Below are 19,737 nucleotides of genomic sequence, written 5' to 3' on the forward strand. Positions count from 1 at the left end.
CGATTCGCCGCGCTTCCCCGGTCGTCGTCGGGTACCCCGGCCGCCGCGCCCGCGCTCCTCGGCGACGCGGAGCGTCGCCATCCGAAAAGGTTGATAACCGCCCGGTCGCGTACAGCAACTGAATGGACGACTCGGACCGGTCGCGCGACGACGACTCGGCCGCCGCCGATGGGTCGACCGACGAGCCCGACCCGGACGGCGCTGTCGACGGGGGGTCAGACCCCGGCGCGTCCGACGAGAGCCCGGGCGAGACGCCCGATCCGAACGACGACGGCGACGCGTCAGACGGAATCGCCGGGTCGGACGCGGACGCCGACGAGCGCCTGATGGCGGACGACGTGGTGGCGGCGGAAGACGCCGCGCGCGCCGAGGTCGTCGGCGACGGTTCGGACGACGACGGTTCGGACGACGACGAGGGTGCGGACGCGGCCGGCGATTCGGAGGGTGACGCGGATGCGGAATCCTCCGTAGACGATACCGGTGTCGATGCGGACGACGCGGACGAGAGTGCGGACGACGAGAGTGCGGACGACGAGGGTGCGGACGATGAGGGTGCGGGCGACGTGGACGAAAACACCGAGAGCCTCGGCGACGGCGGCACGCCGGCGGCGAACGCGGACGCCGCGACCGCTCCGACGACCGTCGAGGACGACGAGCCGTTCGAGGGTATCGAGGGGCCGGAGACGGACGAGGAGATGCCGCTGGCGGCCCACATCGAGGAGATGATGCGCCGGCTCGCGGTCGTCTTCCTCGTCGGCGGGCTGGCGACGCTCGTCGTCGTCACCGAGTCGACGGAGCTCATCAACTACTTCTGGAGCTATCACATCCCGGCTCCGCTGGAGAACCGGCCGCGGCTGTACGGGCCGCTGGAACTTCCGCTCACCCGGCTGAAGGTGGCCGGCCTCGCGGGCGTCGTCCTCGGGCTCCCGGCGTTCGTCTACGAGACGTACCGGTTCATGCGCCCTGGACTCTACCAGACGGAGCGGCGCTACTACCTCGCGGCGGTGCCGACCAGTCTGGTTCTCGGCGGGATCGGGATCGCGTTCGCGCACTTCCTCGTGTTGCCCGCGATGTTCTCGTATTTCACCACCTACTCCGCCGACGCGGCGACCATCGCCTTCGGGCTCGCGGAGACGTTCAACCTGATCGTCGTGATGCTCGCGCTGATGGCGTTCGTCTTCCAGATCCCGCTTTTCATCATGCTCGCCATCATGATGAATCTCGTCACCCGGGAGTGGTTGGAGGCGAAGCGGCTGATCTTCTGGGGGTCGTTCCTCGGGATCGCCTTCCTGTTCAACCCCGACCTCACCGGGATGGCCCCGATCATCGTGACGCTCACGATGATCGCCCTCTTCGAGGGGACGCTCGCGATACTGCGCTGGACCGGGAATTAGACGCGGTCGTCTCCGTTTATAAGCCGTTGAGTGACACGGGCTCCGCCGAAACCCCTGTCGTGAGACCGTAGGAGACCGTTCTTGCTTATAAACGGTCGATCGACACGACCGCCGAAGCCCCAGCCGGGAGGCGGACAGACGCTCGCTGCGCTCCTCGTCGCTCACTCCGTTCGCTCCTGCGGTGCTTACGTCGCCTCTGTCCGCCTCCCGGCTGCCCCTTCGAGTCCCGCCTCGCACCGCACAGCACAGCCTCACACCTCCCCAGCCTCGTCAGTCGCCGTCGCTTCGCTCCGGCGACTGACTCCCTCGCGCGGTGCCGTTCGCGGTCGCCTGTGGCGACCGCTCACGGGCACGCGCCACCGCACATCTTCTTATAAATAGGTCCGCGGTCCGATCGGCTCCGTCCTTCGCCTACTCCCCGCCGAGCAGTTCGACGAGCAGCGCGTTCTGCGCGTGCATCCGGTTTTCGGCCTGATCCCAGACGAGGGCCCGGTCGGATTCGAGCACGTCGTCGGTGATCTCCTCGCCGCGGTGCGCGGGCAGGCAGTGCATCACCTTCGCGTCGGTGCCGGCGAGCAGGTCGGCGTTTACCTGGAACCCGTCGAAGGCGGCGAGCTTCTCGTCGCGCTCGTCCTCCTGGCCCATCGAGATCCACACGTCGGTGTAGACGACGTCCGCGCCGTCGACCACCGCCTCGGGGTCTGTGGTGGGCGTCACGTTCGCGCCGAACGCCGCGGCCCGGTCGAACACGTCCGGGTCCATCCCGTAGTCGGCGGGCGTGGCGACCCGCACGTCGATCCCGGCCATCGCCGCGCCGACGACGAACGACTGCCCGACGTTGTTGCCGTCGCCGACCCACGCGACCGTCGCGTCCTCGCCGACGGTCTCCCGGATCGTCAGGAGGTCCGCGAGCGTCTGACAGGGGTGCGCCTCGTCGGTGAGCCCGTTGATCACGGGGCAGTCGGCGTACTCCGCGAGGGTCTCCACGTCCTCGTGGTCGAACAGCCGCGCCATCACCCCGTCGACGTAGCGGCCGAGGACGCGCGCGGTGTCGCGCAACGGCTCGCCGTGCCCGAGCTGGATGTCGTCGGGGCCGAGGAACATCGCGTGGCCGCCCAGTCGGGTCATGCCCGTCTCGAAGGAGACGCGGGTGCGCGTCGAGGGCTTCTCGAAGATCATCCCGAGCGTCGCGTCCGGGAGTCGGGGGTCGGTCCCGCCCGCCTTCATCGCGGCGGCGCGGTCGAGCAGGGCGTCCAGTTCGGCGGGCGTCACGTCGTCGATGTCGAGGAAGTCGTCGGTGGCGAGTGTCATGGTGGGAGTAGTTCGGAAAACGGGGGTTGGCTGTGGGCGTTACAGTCGCTCGCGGCAGACGTCGGTCAGGACGCGCACGGCGCGGTCGAGGTCCGGCAGCGGGAGCCGCTCGTCGGGCGCGTGGTCCAGGTCGGAGTTCCCCGGACCGTAGGTGACCATCGGGCAGTCCCACGCGGCCGCGAAGAGGTTCATGTCGCTCGTGCCGGTCTTCCGGAGCAGGCGCACGTCGCCGCCCGCCGACCGGATCGCGACGCGGAACGCCCGCGCGAGGTCGGTCCGCGGGCTCTCCATCACGGGGGGCATCGGCTCGCCCCACTGGACCGAGCCGGTCGCCAGCTCCGCCTCCGCCAGCTCGTGGATCTCGTCGACCGGGCGCGAGGGCGGGACCCGGAGCTGGACGTCCATCGTCGTCTCCACGGCGAGCCCGTCGTCGCTCAGGCCGCCGTCGATAGAGATGGGCTTGGTCGTCACCTGGTCGAACACGGCGGTCTCGGCGTCGTCCGGCGTGAACGTCTCCTCGACGCCGTGCCACCAGTCGATCGCGTGCTGGATCGCGTTCGGCTCCGGCCGCGAGGAGTGGCCCGACTCGCTCGTGTTCACGTACGTCCCCTCCAGCAGGCCGCGGTAGCCGAGGGTGATCCCCCGCCAGCCCGACGGCTCGCCGTTGATCACCGCCTCGGGGGCGTCGCGGTCGGCGATGAGGGCGCGCGCGCCGCCGGAGTCGACCTCCTCGCGGACGACGCCCGCGAAGGAGACGCCGGTCTTCACCGCCGCGACCGCCATCGCGACCAGCGGTCCCGTCGCGTCGACCGCGCCGCGACCCCACAGCACGGGGTCGCCGGGGCTGCCGACGCGCACGTCCGACGGCTCCGGCAGTTCGCCCTCCGGCGGTGCCGGCCGCACCTCGACCGGGATGTCGCCCGGCACGGTGTCGACGTGCGAGGTCAGGAGGACGGCGTCGTCCGCCGGCGCGCGGACGTTCCCGACCTCGTCGATCCACGCCTCCCGGCCGTTCGCCTCGAAGAAGTCGACGAGCCGCTCGGCCGTCCGCTCCTCCTCGCCCGACGGTGAGGGGATGGAGACCATGTCGTACAGCAGTTTCCGGGCTGCCGTGTCGCAGGGCGCGGGGTAGCCGCCGCCGGCGACGACGTCGGCCCCGCCCTCGGCGTCCGCTTCGGTCTCCCGCTCTTTGCCGGCCGCCATCAGCCGATCACCTCCGCTATCGCGTCGACCACGCGGTCGGCGTGCTCGCGTTCGACCGTCAGCGGCGGCAGCAGCCGCAGGACGGTCCGCCCAGCGGGCAGCGCGAGGATCCGGTGGTCGATGGCGAGGTCGCGCAGCAGGCGGTTGGAGCCGCGCCGCACCTCGATCCCGACCATCAGCCCGTCGCCGCGCACGTCGCGGACGTCGTCGCCGAGGCGGTCGCGGAGTTCGCCGCGGAGGTAGTCGCCGATCTCCTCGGCGTGCGCCGGCAGCTCCTCGCGCTCGATCACGTCGAGGGTCGCGCCCGCGGCCGCGGAGACGACCGGGCCGCCGGAGAACGTCGAGCCGTGGTCGCCGGCGTCGGCGGCGATCCAGTCGCGACACAGCGTCGCGCCGATCGGGAGCCCGCTGCCGAGCCCCTTCGCCGTCGTCAGCACGTCCGGCACCACGTCGTGGCGGTCGGCCGCCCACATCGACCCGGTGCGGCCCAGTCCCGTCTGGATCTCGTCTACGATCATCGCGGCCCCCGACGTGGCGGTCGCGACCCGGACCGCCTGAAGGTACTCGGTCGAGACGGGGTTGATCCCGCCCTCGCCCTGAAGCGGTTCGAGGATGACGGCGGCGGTCTCCTCGTCGACCGCCTCGCGCATCGCCTCGGCGTCGCCGTACTCGACGAACTCCACGCCGCCGGCGAGGGGACCGAACCCCTCCTTGTACTTCTCCTTCCAGGTGGTCGCGAGGGTCCCCATCGTCCGCCCGTGGAACCCCTGCGTGGTGGCGATTATCTTCTCGCGGCCGGTCGCGTGCCGGGCGAACTTCAGCGCGGCCTCGTTGGCCTCCGTGCCGGAGTTACAGAGCCAGACGTTGTCGACGTCGACCGGAGCGACCTCGGCGAGGCGCTCGTACAGCGCCGTCCGCGCCGCGTGCGGGTACGACGCCTGGACGTACATCAGGTCCTCCAGCTGGCTCGTCGCGGCGTCGACGACCTCCGGGTGGCAGTGCCCGACCGGCGTACAGGCGTAGCTCGCGCCGAAGTCGAGGTACTCCGTCCCGTTCGCGTCGGTGAGGTACACGCTGTCGCCGGAGGCGATCTCGATCGGCTTCTCGGAGAATACGAAGCCGCTCACGCGGTCTCACCTCCGTTTTCCGTCTCCGAGCCGTCCCCGCCCGCCGCTCCGTCCTCACCGAGCGCCGACCGCTCTATCGTCGTCCCCGCGCCGCCGAGCGCGGCGACGACCGGGTCGCGGACGTTGGCGTCCGCGATCACGACGCGGCCGGATCCGCCCGACAGCGCCTCCCTCGCGGCCATCACCTTCTTGCCCATGAACCCCTCGGCGGCGTCCTCGACGGCCGCAAGCTCGTCGGGCGTCGCGGCCGCGTCGATGCGCGTCTCGGGGTCGTCCGGGTCGGCGTACACGCCGGACACGTCGGTCAGCAGGACGAGGTCTGCCCCGAGCGCGCCGGCGACGGCCGCGGCCGCGCGGTCGGCGTCGGCGTTGACGGGAGTGACCTCGCCGTCGCCCTCGTCGCCCGCCATCGGCGGCGAGACGACGGGCGTGTAGCCGTCTTCGAGGAGCCCGGCGAGGAGGGCGGCGTTCACCGACTCGATCGTCCCCGAGTGGTCGCCGCGGCGGATCTTCCTCTTGCCGTCCTCGACGACGCGGACGGCCGACTTGCGCGGTCCCGAGAGGAGGCCACCGTCGACGCCGGAGCAGCCGACCGCGTCGACCCCGGCCGACCGGAACTGCGCCGTCAGTTCGGTGTTGAGTTTTCCAGCCATTGCCATCGTGAACGCCTCCATCGTCTCCGCGTCGGTGAACCGCCCCGTGACGCCGGAGGCGGACTCGACGTACTCCGGCTCGATTCCGAGCCGTTCGAGCGTCTCGTCGACGACCGTCGAGCCGCCGTGGACGACGACGACCTCGCGCCCGTTGGCGACTAGGTGCGCCACGTCGCCGACCGCGCCGGCGGGATCGACCGCCTTCGCGCCGCCGACCTTCACGACGACGGGCGGTTCGGCCGTGGAATCGGATTCGGTCCCGTTCACGGCGATCCCACCGGGTGAAGCCCGTCGAATTCGAGGCCGGCGGTCTCGTCCAGTCCGAGCGCGACGTTCGCCGCGTGGACGGCCTGTCCCGCCGACCCCTTGGTCATGTTGTCGATCGCGGAGAAGACGACGACCCGGCGGTTCCCGGGGTCGAGTTCGAAGCCGACTTCGCCGTGGTTCGTCCCGGCGACCGACTTCGGCTCGGGGTAGCGGTAGACGCCGCCCCCGCCCGAGACGATCCGCATGAACGGCTCGTCGGCGTAGGCGTCGCGGTACGCCGTCCAGAGGTCTCCCTTCGAGACCGGCTCGTCGGGGAAGACGTGACAGGTCGCGCTCGCGCCCCGCACCATGTCGACCGCGTGGACGGTGAAGGAGACCGAGATCCCGAGGTACGCCTCGATCTCCGCCTCATGGCGGTGTCCGGTGGGCGCGTACGGGCGCACGACGCCCGACCGCTCCGGGTGCGAGGACGCCGCGCCGCCGCCCGCGCCGCCCTCCGAGGAGCCGACCTTCACGTCGACGACGACCTCGCCCGCGTCGGGGCCGAGCGCGCCCGTGTCGACGAGCGGTTTCAGCCCGAGGATCGTCGCGGTCGCATTGCAGCCGCCGCCGGCGATCAGGTCCGCGCCGGGGAGGTTCTCGCGGTTGAGTTCGGGGAGCGCGTACTCTGCGCGGTCGAGGTACTCCGGCGACTCGTGGCCGTCGTACCACTCGTCGTAGGCGTCGGCCTCGGGCAGCCGGAAGTCGGCCGAGAGGTCGACGACGGTGTCGGCGGCCTCGAAGAACTCGTCGATCCGGCCCATCGAGACGCCGTGCGGCGTCGCCGCGAACAGCACGTCGACCGATTCGAGGTCGTCGGGGTCCGAGAAGCGCAGGTCCAGCCCGCGCAGGTTCGGGTGCGAGCGCCCGACGGTCATGTTGTCGGCCGACCGCGAGGTGGCCTGAACGACCTCGAAGTTCGGGTGGCCGGCGAGGATCCGCAACAGCTCGCCGCCGGTGAAGCCGGTGCCGCCGACGACGCTCGCGGTGTACGTCCCGTCAGTCATATCGTGACCTCCCCGTCGTTGGCCGCCTCGACCGCCTTCGTCTCCAGCCAGTCGACCACTCTCGCCGGCACGTCGACCTCGGTGGCCGAATCGAGCGCCTTGAACTCGACGGTGTGGTTCACCTCGTGGACGGTGTAGTCGTCGGGGACGCCGTCGCCGTCCTCGTCGACGCCGACTTCCATCAGGTCGACGCCGAGCATGCCGCCGCCGACCGCATCGGAGGCGCGTTCGACCAGCTCGGTCGCGCGCTCGTCGAGCTCGAACGACTCCGTCTCGCCGCCCTTCGCGGCGTTGGTGAGCCAGTGCTCCGAGGAGCGCGTCATCGCGGCGACCGGCTCGCCGTCGACCGCCAGTACGCGAACGTCGCGGCCGGGCTTGTCGACGAACTCCTGGACGTAGAACACCTTGTGCTCGTAGTGGCCGAGCGTCTCCTTGTGCTCTAAGATCGCCTCGGCGGCGTTCCGCGAGTCGATCTTCGCCATCAGCCGCCCCCACGAGCCGGTGACCGGCTTGAGGACGCAGGGATAGCCGAACGACTCGATCGCTTCGAGGGCGGCCTCCTTGGTGAACGCCACCTCCGTCGCCGGGGTCGGGATGTCCGCTTCCGCGAGCGCGAGCGAGTTCTTCGCCTTGTCGGCGCAGATATCGCCCGTCTCGGGGGAGTTCACCACAGGGACGCCGTAGCTGTCGATAAAGCGCGTCGCGTACAGCGACCGGCTCGTCGACAGGCAGCGGTCGACGACGATGTCGAGGTCGTCGACCGCGGCGGTCGTCGACTCCAGCCCGAACCGCTCCTTGCGGACGTCGATCTTCTCGACCTCGTGGCCGCGCTCGCGGAGTTCGCCGAGAAGCAGTTTCTCGTCTTTCCGTATCCGTGAGTAGAGGACGCCTACGCGCATGTCGATCCCCCTCCGTTCGCATCGGCTCTCACGCGCATGCGTACCACTCGCGTGTCGAGTCCGCGGCGCTCGTCGCCATCTACTCGCCCCAGTCCTCCTCCAGTTCGGGTGCCTCCTCCAAGACGACGGGATCGAGCGAGATCACTTCGAGTTCGGTCCCGGTGACCGGACTGTCGATGATCTCGCCGACCTCGACGTCGGCCGGGAGTTCGATCTCTTCGCCCGTGATCGGGTCCTCCGCCACCAGCGTGTCGGTGTCGCTCGTCATCGTGCCCCGTTCTCGGCGACGGGAACCCATAAAGGTTCCGAACTTACCAAATAAATTACACTAACCAAAGCATCGGCTACCGAAAGGAACGCGGCCGAAGGCGGCCGAACGAGACTGGATGTCAGACTTCAATAATCAGTTCGCCCCCTCGCGGGAACGGGGTCGCGGCCGGCGGTCGCGGACCGACCGCCGACCGCGGCGGTCGTCGCATCCGGTCGGGCTGTGGCGAATGGTCACTCATACGTCGCCACCTCCGCGTCGAGCGCGTCGTCGGCCGCCGCGAGTCCCTCGCGGCGCTCGTCGAGCGCCGCCGCGTCCGCGTCGATCCCCGCGGTCGCGGCCGCCAGTTCCTCGGCGACCGCCGCGGGGGCCGGCCCACCGGCGGAGTTGCGGCTCGCGACGCTCTCGGCCGGATCGAGGACGCGTTCCACCGCCTCGCGGGACACGCGCTCGAAGAGGGACTCGCCCAGCACGGTCCGTGCGGCCTCGTCAACTTTTGCGGCGGCCGTCGCGGGGTCGTCGCCGTCCGCGACCTCGGTCGCCGCGCTCGCGACGATCTCGTGGGCGGTCCGGAACGGGAGGCCGTTCGCCGCGAGCAGGTCCGCGACACCCGTCGCGGTCGAGAATCCCTCGCCCGCGGCGGCCCCGAGTGCGGCCTCGTCCCAGTCGGCGGTCGCGACCGCGCCCGCCGCGACCTCGGTCGCCTCGCGCACGTCGTCGGCGATCGCGAAGACGCTCGCGTGGGCGCGCTGGAGGTCGCGGTTGTAGGCGCGCGGCAGTCCCTTCAGCAGGCTCAGGGTCCCGGTCGCCTCGCCGATCGCCGTCCCCGCGACGCCCCGGGTCAGCTCCAGCGTGTCGGGGTTCTTCTTCTGGGGCATGATCGATGAGGTGGAGGCGTACGCGTCCGACAGCTCCACGACCCCCTTGTTCGAGAACACGATCAGGTCCTCCGCCAGCCCCGACAGCGTCGTCGCGAGCGTCGCGAGCGCGCTCGCGGACTCCGCGAGGAAGTCGCGCCCGGAGACGGCGTCCGTCGAGTTGCGGACCGTCCCGTCGAACCCGAGCAGCGCCGCGGTCCGGCCGCGGTCGACGTCGAAAGGCGTCCCCGCGAACGCGGCCGCGCCGAGCGGCGACCGGTTCACCCGGTCGTACGCGTCGACCAGCCGCTCCGTGTCGCGGGCGAGCGCGCCCTCGTAGGAGCACAGGTAGTGCGCGACCGTCGTCGGCTGGGCCGGCTGGAGGTGGGTGTAGCCGGGCATCACCGTCTCGGTGTGTTCCTCTGCGGTCTCGACGAGCGCCTCCCGAGCGGTGACGGTCGCTTCGATCGCCACGAGCAGGTCCTCGCGCAGCCGGTAGCGGATACAGGTCGCCACCTCGTCGTTGCGCGAGCGCGCGGTGTGCATCCGTCCGCCGTCGGGGCCGACCCGATCGATGACGGCGGTCTCTATCGCCTCGTGGACGTCCTCGCCGTCCGGGAGCGCGCCGTGGCCGGCCGCCTCCACGTCGTCGAGCGCGCTCAGGATCTCACCCGCGACCACGTCGTCGACGATCCCCTGTTCCGCGAGCATCACCACGTGCGCGCGGTCGACTGCGAGGTCCGCCTCGAAGATGGCCTCGTCGGCGGCGAGGCTCGACATGAACTCGCGGGCGGGGCCGCCGCTGAAGCGGTCGCGGCGGACGGCGGTGCCGCCGCCGCCGTCGCCGTCGTCACCCACGTCGCCGTTGGCGTCGCCCGCGCTCGCGTCGGTCGCGCCGGGATCGTCGTCGGTCATTCAGTTCTCGTCGGTCTCGGCGGCGGCTCCCGACCCGTCGGTCGCGAGTTCGGGCTTCTCGACCCCCGCCTTCACGTCGTTGGCGAGGCGCTCCTGAAGCCCGTGGTACTTCGCGACGCCCGTCGCGTCCGACTGGGCGATGCCGGCGACGTCCTCGGTGTTGAACGAGGCCATCTCCTCGGAGTAGACGGCGTACTCGGAGTCGCGGGCGACGACGCGGCAGTCGCCGCCGGACACCTTCACCGTCGCCGTGCCGGTCACCACGTCCTGCGTCTCGTCGACGAAGGCGTTCAGCGCGTCGACGACCGGTGCGAACACGAGCCCCTGATACGCCTTCTCGGACCACTCCTGTTCGATCCCCTTCTTGAACGAGCGCTCGTTTTTCGTGAGAACGAGGTCTTCGAGCGCCTGATGCGCGGTGAGGAGGACGGTCGCGGCCGGGTGCTCGTAGTTCTCGCGCACCTTCAGGCCGAGCATGCGGTCCTCCATCACGTCGGTGCGGCCGACGCCGTAGCCGCCGGCGTATTCGTTGAGATGCTGGATGAGCGGGACCGGGTCCATCGCCTCGCCGTCGACGGCGACCGGAACGCCCTCCTCGAAGGTCACCTCGATGGTGGTCTCCCCTTCCGGCTCCGCGGTCCACTCGTAGATGTCCTCCGGCGGCTCGTAGTCCGGGTTCTCCAGTTTCCCGCCCTCGACCGCGCGCGACCAGATGTTCTCGTCGATGGACCAGACGCCGCCGTCGCCGGCCTCGACGGGCAGGTCCTTCTCGGCGGCGTAGTCGATCTCCCACTCGCGGGTGAGCCCGAGTTCGCGCACGGGAGCGATCACTTCCAAGTCGGAGCCGCGCCAGACGGCCTCGAACCGGAGCTGGTCGTTGCCCTTGCCCGTACAGCCGTGGGCGATGGCGTCACAGCCCTGCTCCTCGGCGACCCCGAGGATCGCCTCGGCGATAACCGGGCGCGCGAGGGCGGTCCCGAGCGGGTAGCCCTGATAGCTGGCGTTCGACTTCACCGCGTCGAAACAGAGGTCCGCGAACTCGTCTTTCGCGTCGACGACGTGGAGGTCGAGCCCCAGCGCCTCGGCGGTCTCCTCGGCCTCGTCGAACTCCTCGGTCGGCTGGCCGACGTCGACGTTGACGCCGATGACCTCGTCGTAGCCGTACTCCTCTTTCAGTAGCGGTACGCAGACCGTGGTGTCGAGTCCCCCGCTGAACGCGAGTGCAACGCTCGTCATTACCGGAGGAGACACGGCCTATGCCCTTAAATTCAGCGGTTTCATATTTGTAAGAAAAAAATTGAGCGGTCGCTCACGGAGACTACAGTCGAGACTCCACGGAACGAAACGGCGCGAACGCGACGAGGGATGAAGTGTTAGTGGCCCGAAGGGCCTCGTCGTCGCGCCGCGCCGGAAGCCGGTCGCGGCGGTCGGACGTCTCGTCGCGGTCGCAGGGCTCGTCGGTCTCGGAGGAGGCCGGCGTCGAGACGAGCCGCTGCGGTCATCGGGTAAACGTTGCCACGCTCTCGTATAAAAGCGTTCCGTAACCCTCCGCGTCTCGGACGGATCTCCTCGTCCCAGCGGCTCGTGAACTGACGGCGTGACCGTCGCGAGCAGCGTCGAAGCCCCAGTCGCTCGGTACAACATAGTTGCTGCTGAGGACACGACCGCCGAAGCCCCAGCCGCTCGGCGATACGGGAGTGCTTTTGTCGAGAGCAACTTCGTGACTGAGACCGCCGAAGCCCCAGTCGCGAGGCGGCCGCACGCTCGTTGCGGTCCTCGTCGCTCACTCCGTTCGCTCCTGCGGTCCTTACTTCGCCTGCGCCCGCCTCGCGACTGCCCCTTCGATTCCCACCCCGCACAGCACCGCAACCGCACCTCACGCCTCCCCAGCCTCGTCGCTGGCGGTCTTCGCTTCGCTCGACCGCCAGCGACTCCCTCGCGCGGGCTCCTCGCGGCCGCCGAGGGCGGCCGCTCGCAGGCGCGCGCCGACCGCATTCTTTCGATTCTCGCGTGTTCAGATCGCTTCGCGGTACGCCTCCAGCGTCCGCTCGACGTCCTCCTCCGTGTGCGCGTAGGAGGTGAACTGGCACTCGAATTGGTTCGCGGTGAGGAACACGCCCCGGTCTTTCATCTCCTGCCAGAACACGCGCTCCCACCGGTCGGTCGCGGCCGCGGCGACGTCCGCGCCGGTCTTCGGGCAGGTCTCGTAGCGGGCGCAGTCGGGGTTCTGCCGACAGCCGCCCGCACAGCAGGCGTCGACGTCGTCGGGCGCGTCGCGTGTGAACACCGTCTTGAACATCGAGTCGGTGCCGACGACGGTGTACTCCGGGGCGCGCTCCGCGCAGATCTCGGCTATTCCCTCACGGAGCTTCCGGCCGAGCCGGTTGACGTGCTCGTACACGTCGTTCTCGGCGGCGTACTCCAGCGTCGCCTTCCCCGCGGCCATCGTCACTGGGTGGCCGGAGAAGGTGCCCGACTGGAACACGTCGCCCGCGGGCGTGAACCGCTCGATGATCTCCGCTTTCCCGCCGATTGCGCCGACCGGGAACCCGCCGCCGATGATCTTGCCGAAGGTAGTCACGTCCGGCGTCACGCCGAACTTCGACTGCGCGCAGCCCAGCCCGCCGACGCGGAACCCCGTGATCACCTCGTCGAAGACCAGCAGCGAGCTGTAGTCGTCACAGAGGTCCCGGAGCGTCTCGTGGTAGCCGTCGATCGGGGCGACGATGCCGGTGTTGGCTAAGATTGGCTCGACGAGGACGGCGGCGATGTCGTCGCCGTGTTCGGCGAACACCTCCTTGGCCGCCTGCGGGTCGTTGAACGGGATCGGGAGGGTGTGTTCGGCGAACTCTTCCGGGATCCCCTTCGTCGACGGGTGGGGGTCGTCCGCCGACCCCTCCACGAGCGTCGACTCCTGTGCGCCGTGGTAGCCGCCCTGCATCACGACGATCTTGTCGCGGCCGGTGTGGCCGCGCGCGAGCCGCACAGCCGAGACGGTCGCCTCCGTCCCCGAGTTGACGAAGCGGATCGACTCGACGCTCGGGACGTGTCGCGCCACGAACTCGGCGTGTTCGACCTCGATCTCCGTCGGCGCGCCGTACATCGGTCCCTCCGCGACGTGCGACTGGACCGCGGCTTCGACCGGGTCCGGGAGGTCGTGGCCGTACAGGAGCGGCCCGTACCCCATCACCCAGTCGACGTAGCGGTTGCCGTCCGCGTCGATCACGTGCCCGCCGTCGCCGCGCTCGATAAAGAACGGGTGCGGCATGTTCGCCCGGACCGAGGAGTTGACCCCGCCCGGCATGACCGACAGCGCGCGGTCGTACAGCCCGCGCGAGCGCTCGTGGTTCATGTCCGAACGGTTGGGTCGGCGGGCTGAAAGTAGTTGCCGAACCGGTCGCGTCCGGTTCGGATCCGCAAAAAAAGCGGCCGGTCAGTTCGTGCGCTACGCGCCTACACCGCCTCCGGCCCGGTCGCGCCCGTGCGGACCTGAAGCGCGTCCTCGACGGGCATGATGAACACCTTGCCGTCGCCCGGTTCGCCGGTCTTGGCCGCGCCCGCGATCGCCTCCGCGACCTCGTCGGCCGGGATGTCGGCGACGACGACCTCGACCTTCACCTTCTGGTGGAGGTCGACCGTGAACTCCTCGCCGCGCCACTGGCCCTTCTTCGCGGGCTGGCTGCCGCGGCCGGAGACGTTCGTCACCGTGAGCGAGGGCGCGTTGACCTCCGCGAGCGCCTGCTTGATGGCTCCGAGCTTGTCGGGGCGGACGACCGCCGTGACCATCTTGATCTCCGCGCCGGATTCCTCGCCGCCGTCGGCGCGCGGGGAGTCGTTCGCCGACTCGGTCGCGTCGACGACCGACGGGCCGCCGTCGGTCGCCACGTTCGCGCGGCCGAACTCGGGGTACGTCTCGACGCCGTGTTCGCTGACGTCGAGGCCGTCGCGCTCGTGTTCGGGGGTGACGCGGGCCTGACCGAGGGCCTTGAACGCGCCGAAGACGATTGCCGTCGCGATGACGGTCCACGCGGTGATGACGACCACGCCGATCACCTGCGAGACGAGGAGGTCGACCGAGAAGCCGTTGATGCTGACGAACGGCAGCGCGAGTACGCCGAGGACCCCGGCGGAGCCGTGGACCGGGAACACCGCGCAGACGTCGTCGATCTTCATCGTGTCCGAGACGAACTCGAAGACGAGCGGGAGCTGGAGGCCACAGAGGAGACCGACCGCGACGGCACCCCACCACGTGACGAGGTTCGCGATGCCGGTCACGCCGACCAGCCCGGCGAGCAGCCCGTTCGCGACGTACAGCGTGTCGACCTTCTTCGAGAGCGCCAGCGAGGCCGCGGCGGCACCGACGCCGCCGGCTGCCATGCCGAGCGTCGTGCCGAGCGCGACGCGACCGACCGACGCGTAGCCGCCGAGCGCGAGTTCCCCGGCGTCGGTGACCGAGAACACCGTCGCGGTCGTGCCGACGTTGAAGCCGTACCAGCCGAACGCCAGGATGAGGGTCCCGAGCACCGCGAACGTCATCGAGTGACCGGGGATGACGTTCGAGGAGCCGTCCTCGGCGTAGCGGTCCATCCGCGGACCGAGCACGTACGCCGCCGTGAGACCGGCGATGCCGCCCATCCCGTGGACGATCATCCCGCCCGCGAAGTCGGTGAAGCCGAGGCCGCCCCCGCCGAGGAAGCCGCCGCCCCAGGTGATGCCCGCGACGACCGGGTAGATGACCGCCGAGATGGCGATCGTGTACGCCACGTACGCGCGGAGCTTCGCCCGTCCGGCGACCGCGCCAGAGACGATGGTGGCGGCCGTCATCGCGAAGACGGCACCGAACAGCCAGCTGTTGACCCAGCCGCCGTCACCGAGGGCGGACGCCGCCGAGAAGCCGCCGCCGGCGGAGAGTCCCTCGACGCCGAACCCGACCAGGAAGTAGACGAGGACGCCGACGCTCCAGGTCAGCAGGTTCTTGGTGAGCTGGTTGGCGACGTTCTTCGCGCGCACCTGCCCCGCTTCGAGCATCGCGAAGCCGGCGTGCATGAAGAAGATGAGGAAACAGACCACTGCGACCCACATGAGGTTCACGCCCTCGGCGAGGACGCTCGGGTCGATCGAGGCGAGTACGGCACTCGTCACGCGTCGGTCACCTCTACTGAACGCACGTCCGATTCAAAACGCATCTTGCTCGGATTCATGTGTTGAATCACGTCTCGACTCCCGGGAACGACTATATATAAACGTTCGAGTTGGGTTTCACAAAAAATATTCTTGATAATACGACGGCTGTCAAATATAAAGACGACCATGCGGAATATAAGGACGTTTATCGCCGGATTCTACGGCAAGCGTTGCGACCGAATCGGACGGTTGTTGTGTCAACTGGACGAATAGTATGGGCCGATCGGCCGCGATCCGCCGTCCCAACGCGGCCCGCGACCGACCGTGGCGAGTATTGCCACACTGGAGTTCGCCGACGGCCGGTGTTACGCGTTGTACCGACCGGTATCGGACGTTTCAGGGCGTGAGTAGATAAATTGACGTTCGTCAACCGACTTCGCCATCGGCCGATTCGATCGCGCGACCCGCGCCGATTTCCGTTGGTTTCGCGGCCGTCGCAGACGGAGAACCGCCCGTTACTCCGGCTTCAGCCCCTCGTTCTGGACGCGCATCACGGCCTCGCCGTCGGCGAGGTTCGGCGCGTCGACGAGCCGAACGATCCGCTTGTCGCCCTTCGACTTCCGGAGGTAGATCCGGAACGTGGAGGCGTGACCCAGGATGTTGCCGCCGATTGCCTGCGTCGGGTCGCCGAAGTAGGAGTCCGGGTTCGACGCGACCTGATTCGTGACGAGGATGGCGGTGTTGTACAGGTCGCCGAGCCGCATCAGGTCGTGGAGGTGTTTGTTGAGCTTCTGCTGTCGCTCCGCGAGTTCGCCCCGGCCGACGTACTCCGCGCGGAAGTGCGCGGTGAGCGAGTCGACGCAGACGATCCGGATCGGCCACTCCGTCTCCTCGTGTTCGCCGGCCAGCTCCTTCGCTTTCTCGGCCAGCAGGATCTGGTGGTTGGAGTTGAACGCCTTCGCGACGTGGATCTGATCCAAGAACGCGTCGACCAAGTCCTCCAAGGCCTCCTCGTCGCTCGGGGTGCCGTCTATCTCGCGGCGCTCCATCTCGTCTGCGAGGATCTCGTCGTCCAGCCCGCGGACCATGTCGTCGATCCGCTCCGGCCGGAACGTGTCCTCGGAGTCGACGAAGATGCAGCCGCCCTCCAGCCCGCCGTTCTCCTTCGAAAGCTGGACGTTGACCGCCATCTGGTGGGTGACCTGCGACTTGCCAGCGCCGAACTCGCCGTACACTTCCGTGATCGACTGCGTCTCCATCCCGCCGCCGAGCAGGTCGTCGACCTCGTCGATCTGCCACGAGAGCTTGCCGATCTCCTGACGGCGTTCGAGCACGGTCGCGCCGGTCTCGAAGCCGCCGACGTCGGCGGCCTCGCGGGCGGCGTTGATGATGTCGCTGGCGGACGACTCACCGATGTCGGCGGTGTTCGACATCTCGCCGGGGCTGGCGACCGCGATCGACTGGTAGCTCTCGAATCCGTTGTCCACGAGCTTGTCCGCGGTCGCGGGGCCGACGCCGGGGAGGTCCTCGAGTTCGTCTTCAGGCATGTACACGACCCTTGTCCGGCATTGGGTATAAAGACTGGTTTACACCTTAGTGGAAGTGAAATCTCGGGTGCGTCGCCGCTCGGTCGTGGCTCGCCATCTCTCAAAAGCGCTCGTCGGGACGATCGGATCTACCGGACGGTGAAACTGGTCGGCGGCGGGAGCCGCGACCGCCGGTCCCGGGACCTGCGTCGCCCGCTCAGAAACCGACGCGGCGGACGTAGTCGAGGTCACGTATTTCCACGAGCAGGTCGCCCGGCAGCTCGGCGTCGGTGATCACGTACAGCTTCGGGTCGTCGGTGAACTCGGGGTCCTCGCTCAACACCTGCCGGATCGAGACGCCGCGGTCGCCCAGGATGGACGTGACCTCGGCGACGATCCCGGCCTCATCGGCGGCCGCGACCTCGATGGTCAGCACCGTGAGATCCAAGACCGGGGCCAGATCCATCAGGCTCGGGATCGACGAGATGTTGGTGAAGATGCGCTTCAGCTCCGGGTCGGCTAAGATTGCGTCGGTCGTCGAGTCCACCACGCGCCGGTCCACGTCGAGTTCGCGCGCGATGCCGGTGTAGGGGATCTCGATCCCGCCGGAGACGACGCGCCCCTCCTCGTTGACGGAGAAGCCGCGCTCCAAGAACAGTCGGATGACGGCCTGCTGGCTCGGTGACCCCTCGAACTTCTCGAGGATCTCGTCGAACATTCGTCTCCCGATGCTCGCCGTGCGCTGTTAAATTGGCGGGTGTATCGCGGGCGTCCGCCGATTCCGCCGGCGCACACTGTGCCGTCCGACCGGCGCGAACGACCCTCGGTTCCGCGGCGCGAACCACTTCCGCCCCGCCACCCGACCCCTTTTGGCCGGTGACGCCGAACCCCACCCCGTGTCAGAGTCGCCGCACCTGCGGTTCTTCCCCTACGAGGAGCCGTACCCGAACCAGCGCGAGGCGATGGACAGGGTCGCCAACGCGTTAGACCGGGGGCAGGACGTGCTGTTCGAGGGCGCGCCGGGCACGGGGAAGACCCTCTCCGCGCTCGTGCCCGCCCTCGAACACGCCCGCGAGCACGACCGCACGGTCGTCATCACGACTAACGTCCACCAGCAGATGCGGCAGTTCGTCGAGGACGCCCGCGCGATCACCGACGAGGAGCCGATCCGCGCGGTCGTCTTCAAGGGGAAGTCGTCGATGTGCCACATCGACGTCGACTACCAAGAGTGCCAGACCCTCCGAGATACTACCCGCGAGATGGTGGAGACGGAAAACGAGGTCCGCGAGCTGGAGTCGCGCCAGCGCGAGCTGCTGGCCGAGAGCCGCGAGGGCGACGCGAGCGCCGCCGAGGCCCGCGAGGCGATCATGGAAGAGTTAGACGAGCTGGAGAGCGAAATCGACGAGTACGACGCCGCGAACGTCTGCGAGCACTACCGAAACAACCTCACCCGCGACACCGACGAGTTCTTCGGGTGGCTCTTCGAGGACGTTCGGACCCCCGATGACGTGTACGCGTACGCCGACGAGCGCGAGCTGTGCGGCTACGAGCTGCTGAAGGAGGGGATGGAGGGCGTCGACCTCGTCGTCTGTAACTACCACCACCTGCTCGATCCGAACATCCGCGAGCAGTTCTTCCGCTGGATCGACCGCGATCCCTCGGAGATCATCACCGTGTTCGACGAGGCGCACAACATCGAGGACGCCGCCCGCGATCACGCCACCCGGACGCTCACCGAGAACACCCTCGACGCCGCGCTCGACGAGGTGGCCGACAGCGACGACTCCCGCGCGGAGCCGGCCGAGAACGTCCTCCGTGCCTTCCGCGACGCCCTCGTCGAGACGTACGAGGACGGGCTCGGCTTCGGCGGGGTCGACGAGAACTGGGAGGACGTGTCGATCGCCAACGACGACCGCCGCGACGACCTCACGCTCGCGTTCCTCCGCAACTACGAGGGGAACGGGATCGACACGGAGACGGAACTCGCCGTACAGCTCGGGCAGGCGATAGACGAGGAGTACGATCGCCGCTACCGCGACGGGGAGGCGACGACCCGGTCGGAGTCGCAGACGCTCGCGGCCGCCCGGTTCGTCTCGACGTGGATGGAGGACGGCACCGAGTTCGGACAGTACCCGGTGGTCTCGGTCCGCCGCGACGCCGCCACCGACGAGGTGTACGGCCGGGCCGAGCTGTACACCTGTATCCCGCGGAACGTCACCAGCGAGCTGTTCGACGAGGTGGCGGCCTCGGTCCTGATGAGCGCGACGCTACGTCCGTTCGACGTGACCAAGGACGTGCTGGGGTTAGAGGACGTCGCGTCGATGGCATACGGGATGGGCTACCCCGAGGCGAACCGCCGGACGTTCGCCGCCGACGTGCCGCCGCTTTTCGCCTCCGACCGCAACGACCCGGAGACGCAGGCGGCGGTGGCGTCGCTGCTCCGCGACGCGATCCGATTCACGCCCGGCAACACCCTCGCCTTCTTTCCGTCGTACGCGGAGGCGGAGCGCTACCACGAGCGGCTCGCCGGCGCGGCCGGCGGGAGCGGCGTCGACGTGCGGGACGACGCGCGGGAGCCCGCGGAGTGCGGCCCGATCTATCTCGACGGTCCCGGGGAGGACGAAGAGCGGCTCCGCAGCGAGTTCGTCGCGGACGACGGGGCCGCGCTGTTCACGTCGCTGTGGGGGACGCTCGGCGAGGGGGTGAGCTTCGACGGCGACGACGCCCGCACGGTCGTCGTGGTCGGCGTCCCGTACCCGCACCTCTCGGACCGCACCGAAGCGGTTCAAGACGCCTACAACCGGGCGTTCTCCGACCGCGACCGCGCCCGCGATCCGGGGTGGCTGTACGCGGTCGAGATCCCGACGATACGCAAGACCCGACAGGCGCTCGGGCGGGTGATCCGCGGTCCGGAGGACTTCGGCGTCCGCATCCTCGCGGACCGTCGCTACACGACCGCCGACATGGGGAAGTACTCGGTCCGCTCCGCGTTCCCGCCGGAGGAACGCGAGGAGCTCCTCGATATCGACCCCGAGAAGCTAAAGTTCGCGATGCTCAACTTCTATCAGGACCACGACGCCTACGACGGGCCGCCGCCGTCGCCCTAAGACGGGCCACCGCCGTCCCGTGAGCCGCCCGGCGAGCGCT

The 19,737-nt window shown here is 69.3% G+C and carries 15 protein-coding genes; 2 read left to right on the plus strand and 13 right to left on the minus strand.

Translation table 11 applies throughout. The features are described from left to right. Window positions 1-122 precede the first annotated feature (122 nt). A complete protein-coding gene (locus QOL69_RS08300) occupies window positions 123-1,394 on the plus strand; it encodes a twin-arginine translocase subunit TatC (protein ID WP_283402804.1) in 1,272 nt (423 codons plus the stop codon). A 411-nt stretch (window positions 1,395-1,805) separates the two neighbouring features. Here QOL69_RS08300 and argF read toward each other — a convergent pair whose 3' ends face one another. The 13 genes from argF to QOL69_RS08365 all read right to left on the minus strand — a co-directional run bounded on the left by argF (window position 1,806) and on the right by QOL69_RS08365 (window position 17,308). Continuing rightward, window positions 1,806-2,705, minus strand: a complete 900-nt coding sequence (argF, locus tag QOL69_RS08305) for an ornithine carbamoyltransferase (protein ID WP_283402805.1) — start codon at window positions 2,703-2,705, stop codon at window positions 1,806-1,808. 39 nt (window positions 2,706-2,744) lie between these two features. Continuing rightward, window positions 2,745-3,908, minus strand: coding sequence for a [LysW]-lysine hydrolase (locus QOL69_RS08310; protein ID WP_283402806.1), 1,164 nt, complete (start codon window positions 3,906-3,908; stop codon window positions 2,745-2,747). Then, on the minus strand, window positions 3,908-5,035 hold the full coding sequence (locus tag QOL69_RS08315) for an aspartate aminotransferase family protein (RefSeq protein WP_283402807.1): 1,128 nt from the start codon (window positions 5,033-5,035) through the stop codon (window positions 3,908-3,910). Before QOL69_RS08315 ends, QOL69_RS08310 begins: the two co-directional genes overlap by 1 nt. After that, window positions 5,032-5,955: an acetylglutamate/acetylaminoadipate kinase gene (locus tag QOL69_RS08320; RefSeq protein WP_283402808.1), complete on the minus strand. Its 924-nt coding sequence runs from the start codon at window positions 5,953-5,955 to the stop codon at window positions 5,032-5,034. Before QOL69_RS08320 ends, QOL69_RS08315 begins: the two co-directional genes overlap by 4 nt. Next, window positions 5,952-7,001, minus strand: coding sequence for an N-acetyl-gamma-glutamyl-phosphate reductase (gene argC, locus QOL69_RS08325; protein WP_283402809.1), 1,050 nt, complete (start codon window positions 6,999-7,001; stop codon window positions 5,952-5,954). The genes QOL69_RS08320 and argC overlap by 4 nt, the downstream gene beginning before the upstream one ends. Further along, window positions 6,998-7,900, minus strand: coding sequence for a lysine biosynthesis protein LysX (gene lysX / locus QOL69_RS08330; RefSeq protein WP_283402810.1), 903 nt, complete (start codon window positions 7,898-7,900; stop codon window positions 6,998-7,000). The genes argC and lysX overlap by 4 nt, the downstream gene beginning before the upstream one ends. A gap of 79 nt (window positions 7,901-7,979) precedes the next feature. Next, on the minus strand, window positions 7,980-8,168 hold the full coding sequence (gene lysW, locus QOL69_RS08335) for a lysine biosynthesis protein LysW (protein ID WP_048077712.1): 189 nt from the start codon (window positions 8,166-8,168) through the stop codon (window positions 7,980-7,982). A 233-nt stretch (window positions 8,169-8,401) separates the two neighbouring features. Next, a complete protein-coding gene (gene argH / locus QOL69_RS08340) occupies window positions 8,402-9,940 on the minus strand; it encodes an argininosuccinate lyase (protein ID WP_283402811.1) in 1,539 nt (512 codons plus the stop codon). Continuing rightward, a complete protein-coding gene (locus QOL69_RS08345) occupies window positions 9,941-11,176 on the minus strand; it encodes an argininosuccinate synthase (RefSeq protein WP_283402812.1) in 1,236 nt (411 codons plus the stop codon). Between the two features lie 778 nt (window positions 11,177-11,954). Then, window positions 11,955-13,292 carry a glutamate-1-semialdehyde 2,1-aminomutase gene (locus tag QOL69_RS08350; protein WP_283402813.1) on the minus strand — a complete coding sequence of 446 codons (1,338 nt, stop codon included), beginning with the start codon at window positions 13,290-13,292 and terminating at the stop codon, window positions 11,955-11,957. Window positions 13,293-13,393: 101 nt separating this feature from the next. Beyond that, window positions 13,394-15,082, minus strand: a complete 1,689-nt coding sequence (locus QOL69_RS08355) for an ammonium transporter (RefSeq protein ID WP_283402814.1) — start codon at window positions 15,080-15,082, stop codon at window positions 13,394-13,396. Window positions 15,083-15,579: 497 nt separating this feature from the next. Beyond that, window positions 15,580-16,611, minus strand: a complete 1,032-nt coding sequence (gene radA / locus QOL69_RS08360; protein ID WP_283402815.1) for a DNA repair and recombination protein RadA — start codon at window positions 16,609-16,611, stop codon at window positions 15,580-15,582. A 196-nt stretch (window positions 16,612-16,807) separates the two neighbouring features. Further along, entirely contained in the window at window positions 16,808-17,308 is a 501-nt protein-coding gene (locus tag QOL69_RS08365) for a TrpY family transcription regulator (RefSeq protein ID WP_008585285.1), read from the minus strand. A gap of 178 nt (window positions 17,309-17,486) precedes the next feature. On the opposite strand from QOL69_RS08365, the gene QOL69_RS08370 reads away from it, so the two are divergent. After that, window positions 17,487-19,697 (plus strand): ATP-dependent DNA helicase, encoded by a 2,211-nt coding sequence (locus QOL69_RS08370; protein WP_283402816.1) that lies wholly within the window; start codon window positions 17,487-17,489, stop codon window positions 19,695-19,697. Window positions 19,698-19,737: the final 40 nt, after the last annotated feature.

The sequence above is a fragment of the Halorubrum sp. DM2 genome (genome assembly GCF_901686465.1).
GTDB lineage: Archaea > Halobacteriota > Halobacteria > Halobacteriales > Haloferacaceae > Halorubrum.

What these genes read in the sequence shown, in the direction of transcription:
- QOL69_RS08345 (WP_283402812.1), bottom strand. Translation starts at nt 11,176, where the DNA reads ATGACGAGCGTTGCACTCGCGTTCAGCGGGGGACTCGACACCACGGTC.
- QOL69_RS08300 (WP_283402804.1), top strand. Translation starts at nt 123, where the DNA reads ATGGACGACTCGGACCGGTCGCGCGACGACGACTCGGCCGCCGCCGAT.
- QOL69_RS08310 (WP_283402806.1), bottom strand. Translation starts at nt 3,908, where the DNA reads ATGGCGGCCGGCAAAGAGCGGGAGACCGAAGCGGACGCCGAGGGCGGG.
- argH (WP_283402811.1), bottom strand. Translation starts at nt 9,940, where the DNA reads ATGACCGACGACGATCCCGGCGCGACCGACGCGAGCGCGGGCGACGCC.
- lysW (WP_048077712.1), bottom strand. Translation starts at nt 8,168, where the DNA reads ATGACGAGCGACACCGACACGCTGGTGGCGGAGGACCCGATCACGGGC.
- QOL69_RS08365 (WP_008585285.1), bottom strand. Translation starts at nt 17,308, where the DNA reads ATGTTCGACGAGATCCTCGAGAAGTTCGAGGGGTCACCGAGCCAGCAG.
- lysX (WP_283402810.1), bottom strand. Translation starts at nt 7,900, where the DNA reads ATGCGCGTAGGCGTCCTCTACTCACGGATACGGAAAGACGAGAAACTG.
- radA (WP_283402815.1), bottom strand. Translation starts at nt 16,611, where the DNA reads ATGCCTGAAGACGAACTCGAGGACCTCCCCGGCGTCGGCCCCGCGACC.
- QOL69_RS08350 (WP_283402813.1), bottom strand. Translation starts at nt 13,292, where the DNA reads ATGAACCACGAGCGCTCGCGCGGGCTGTACGACCGCGCGCTGTCGGTC.
- argC (WP_283402809.1), bottom strand. Translation starts at nt 7,001, where the DNA reads ATGACTGACGGGACGTACACCGCGAGCGTCGTCGGCGGCACCGGCTTC.
- argF (WP_283402805.1), bottom strand. Translation starts at nt 2,705, where the DNA reads ATGACACTCGCCACCGACGACTTCCTCGACATCGACGACGTGACGCCC.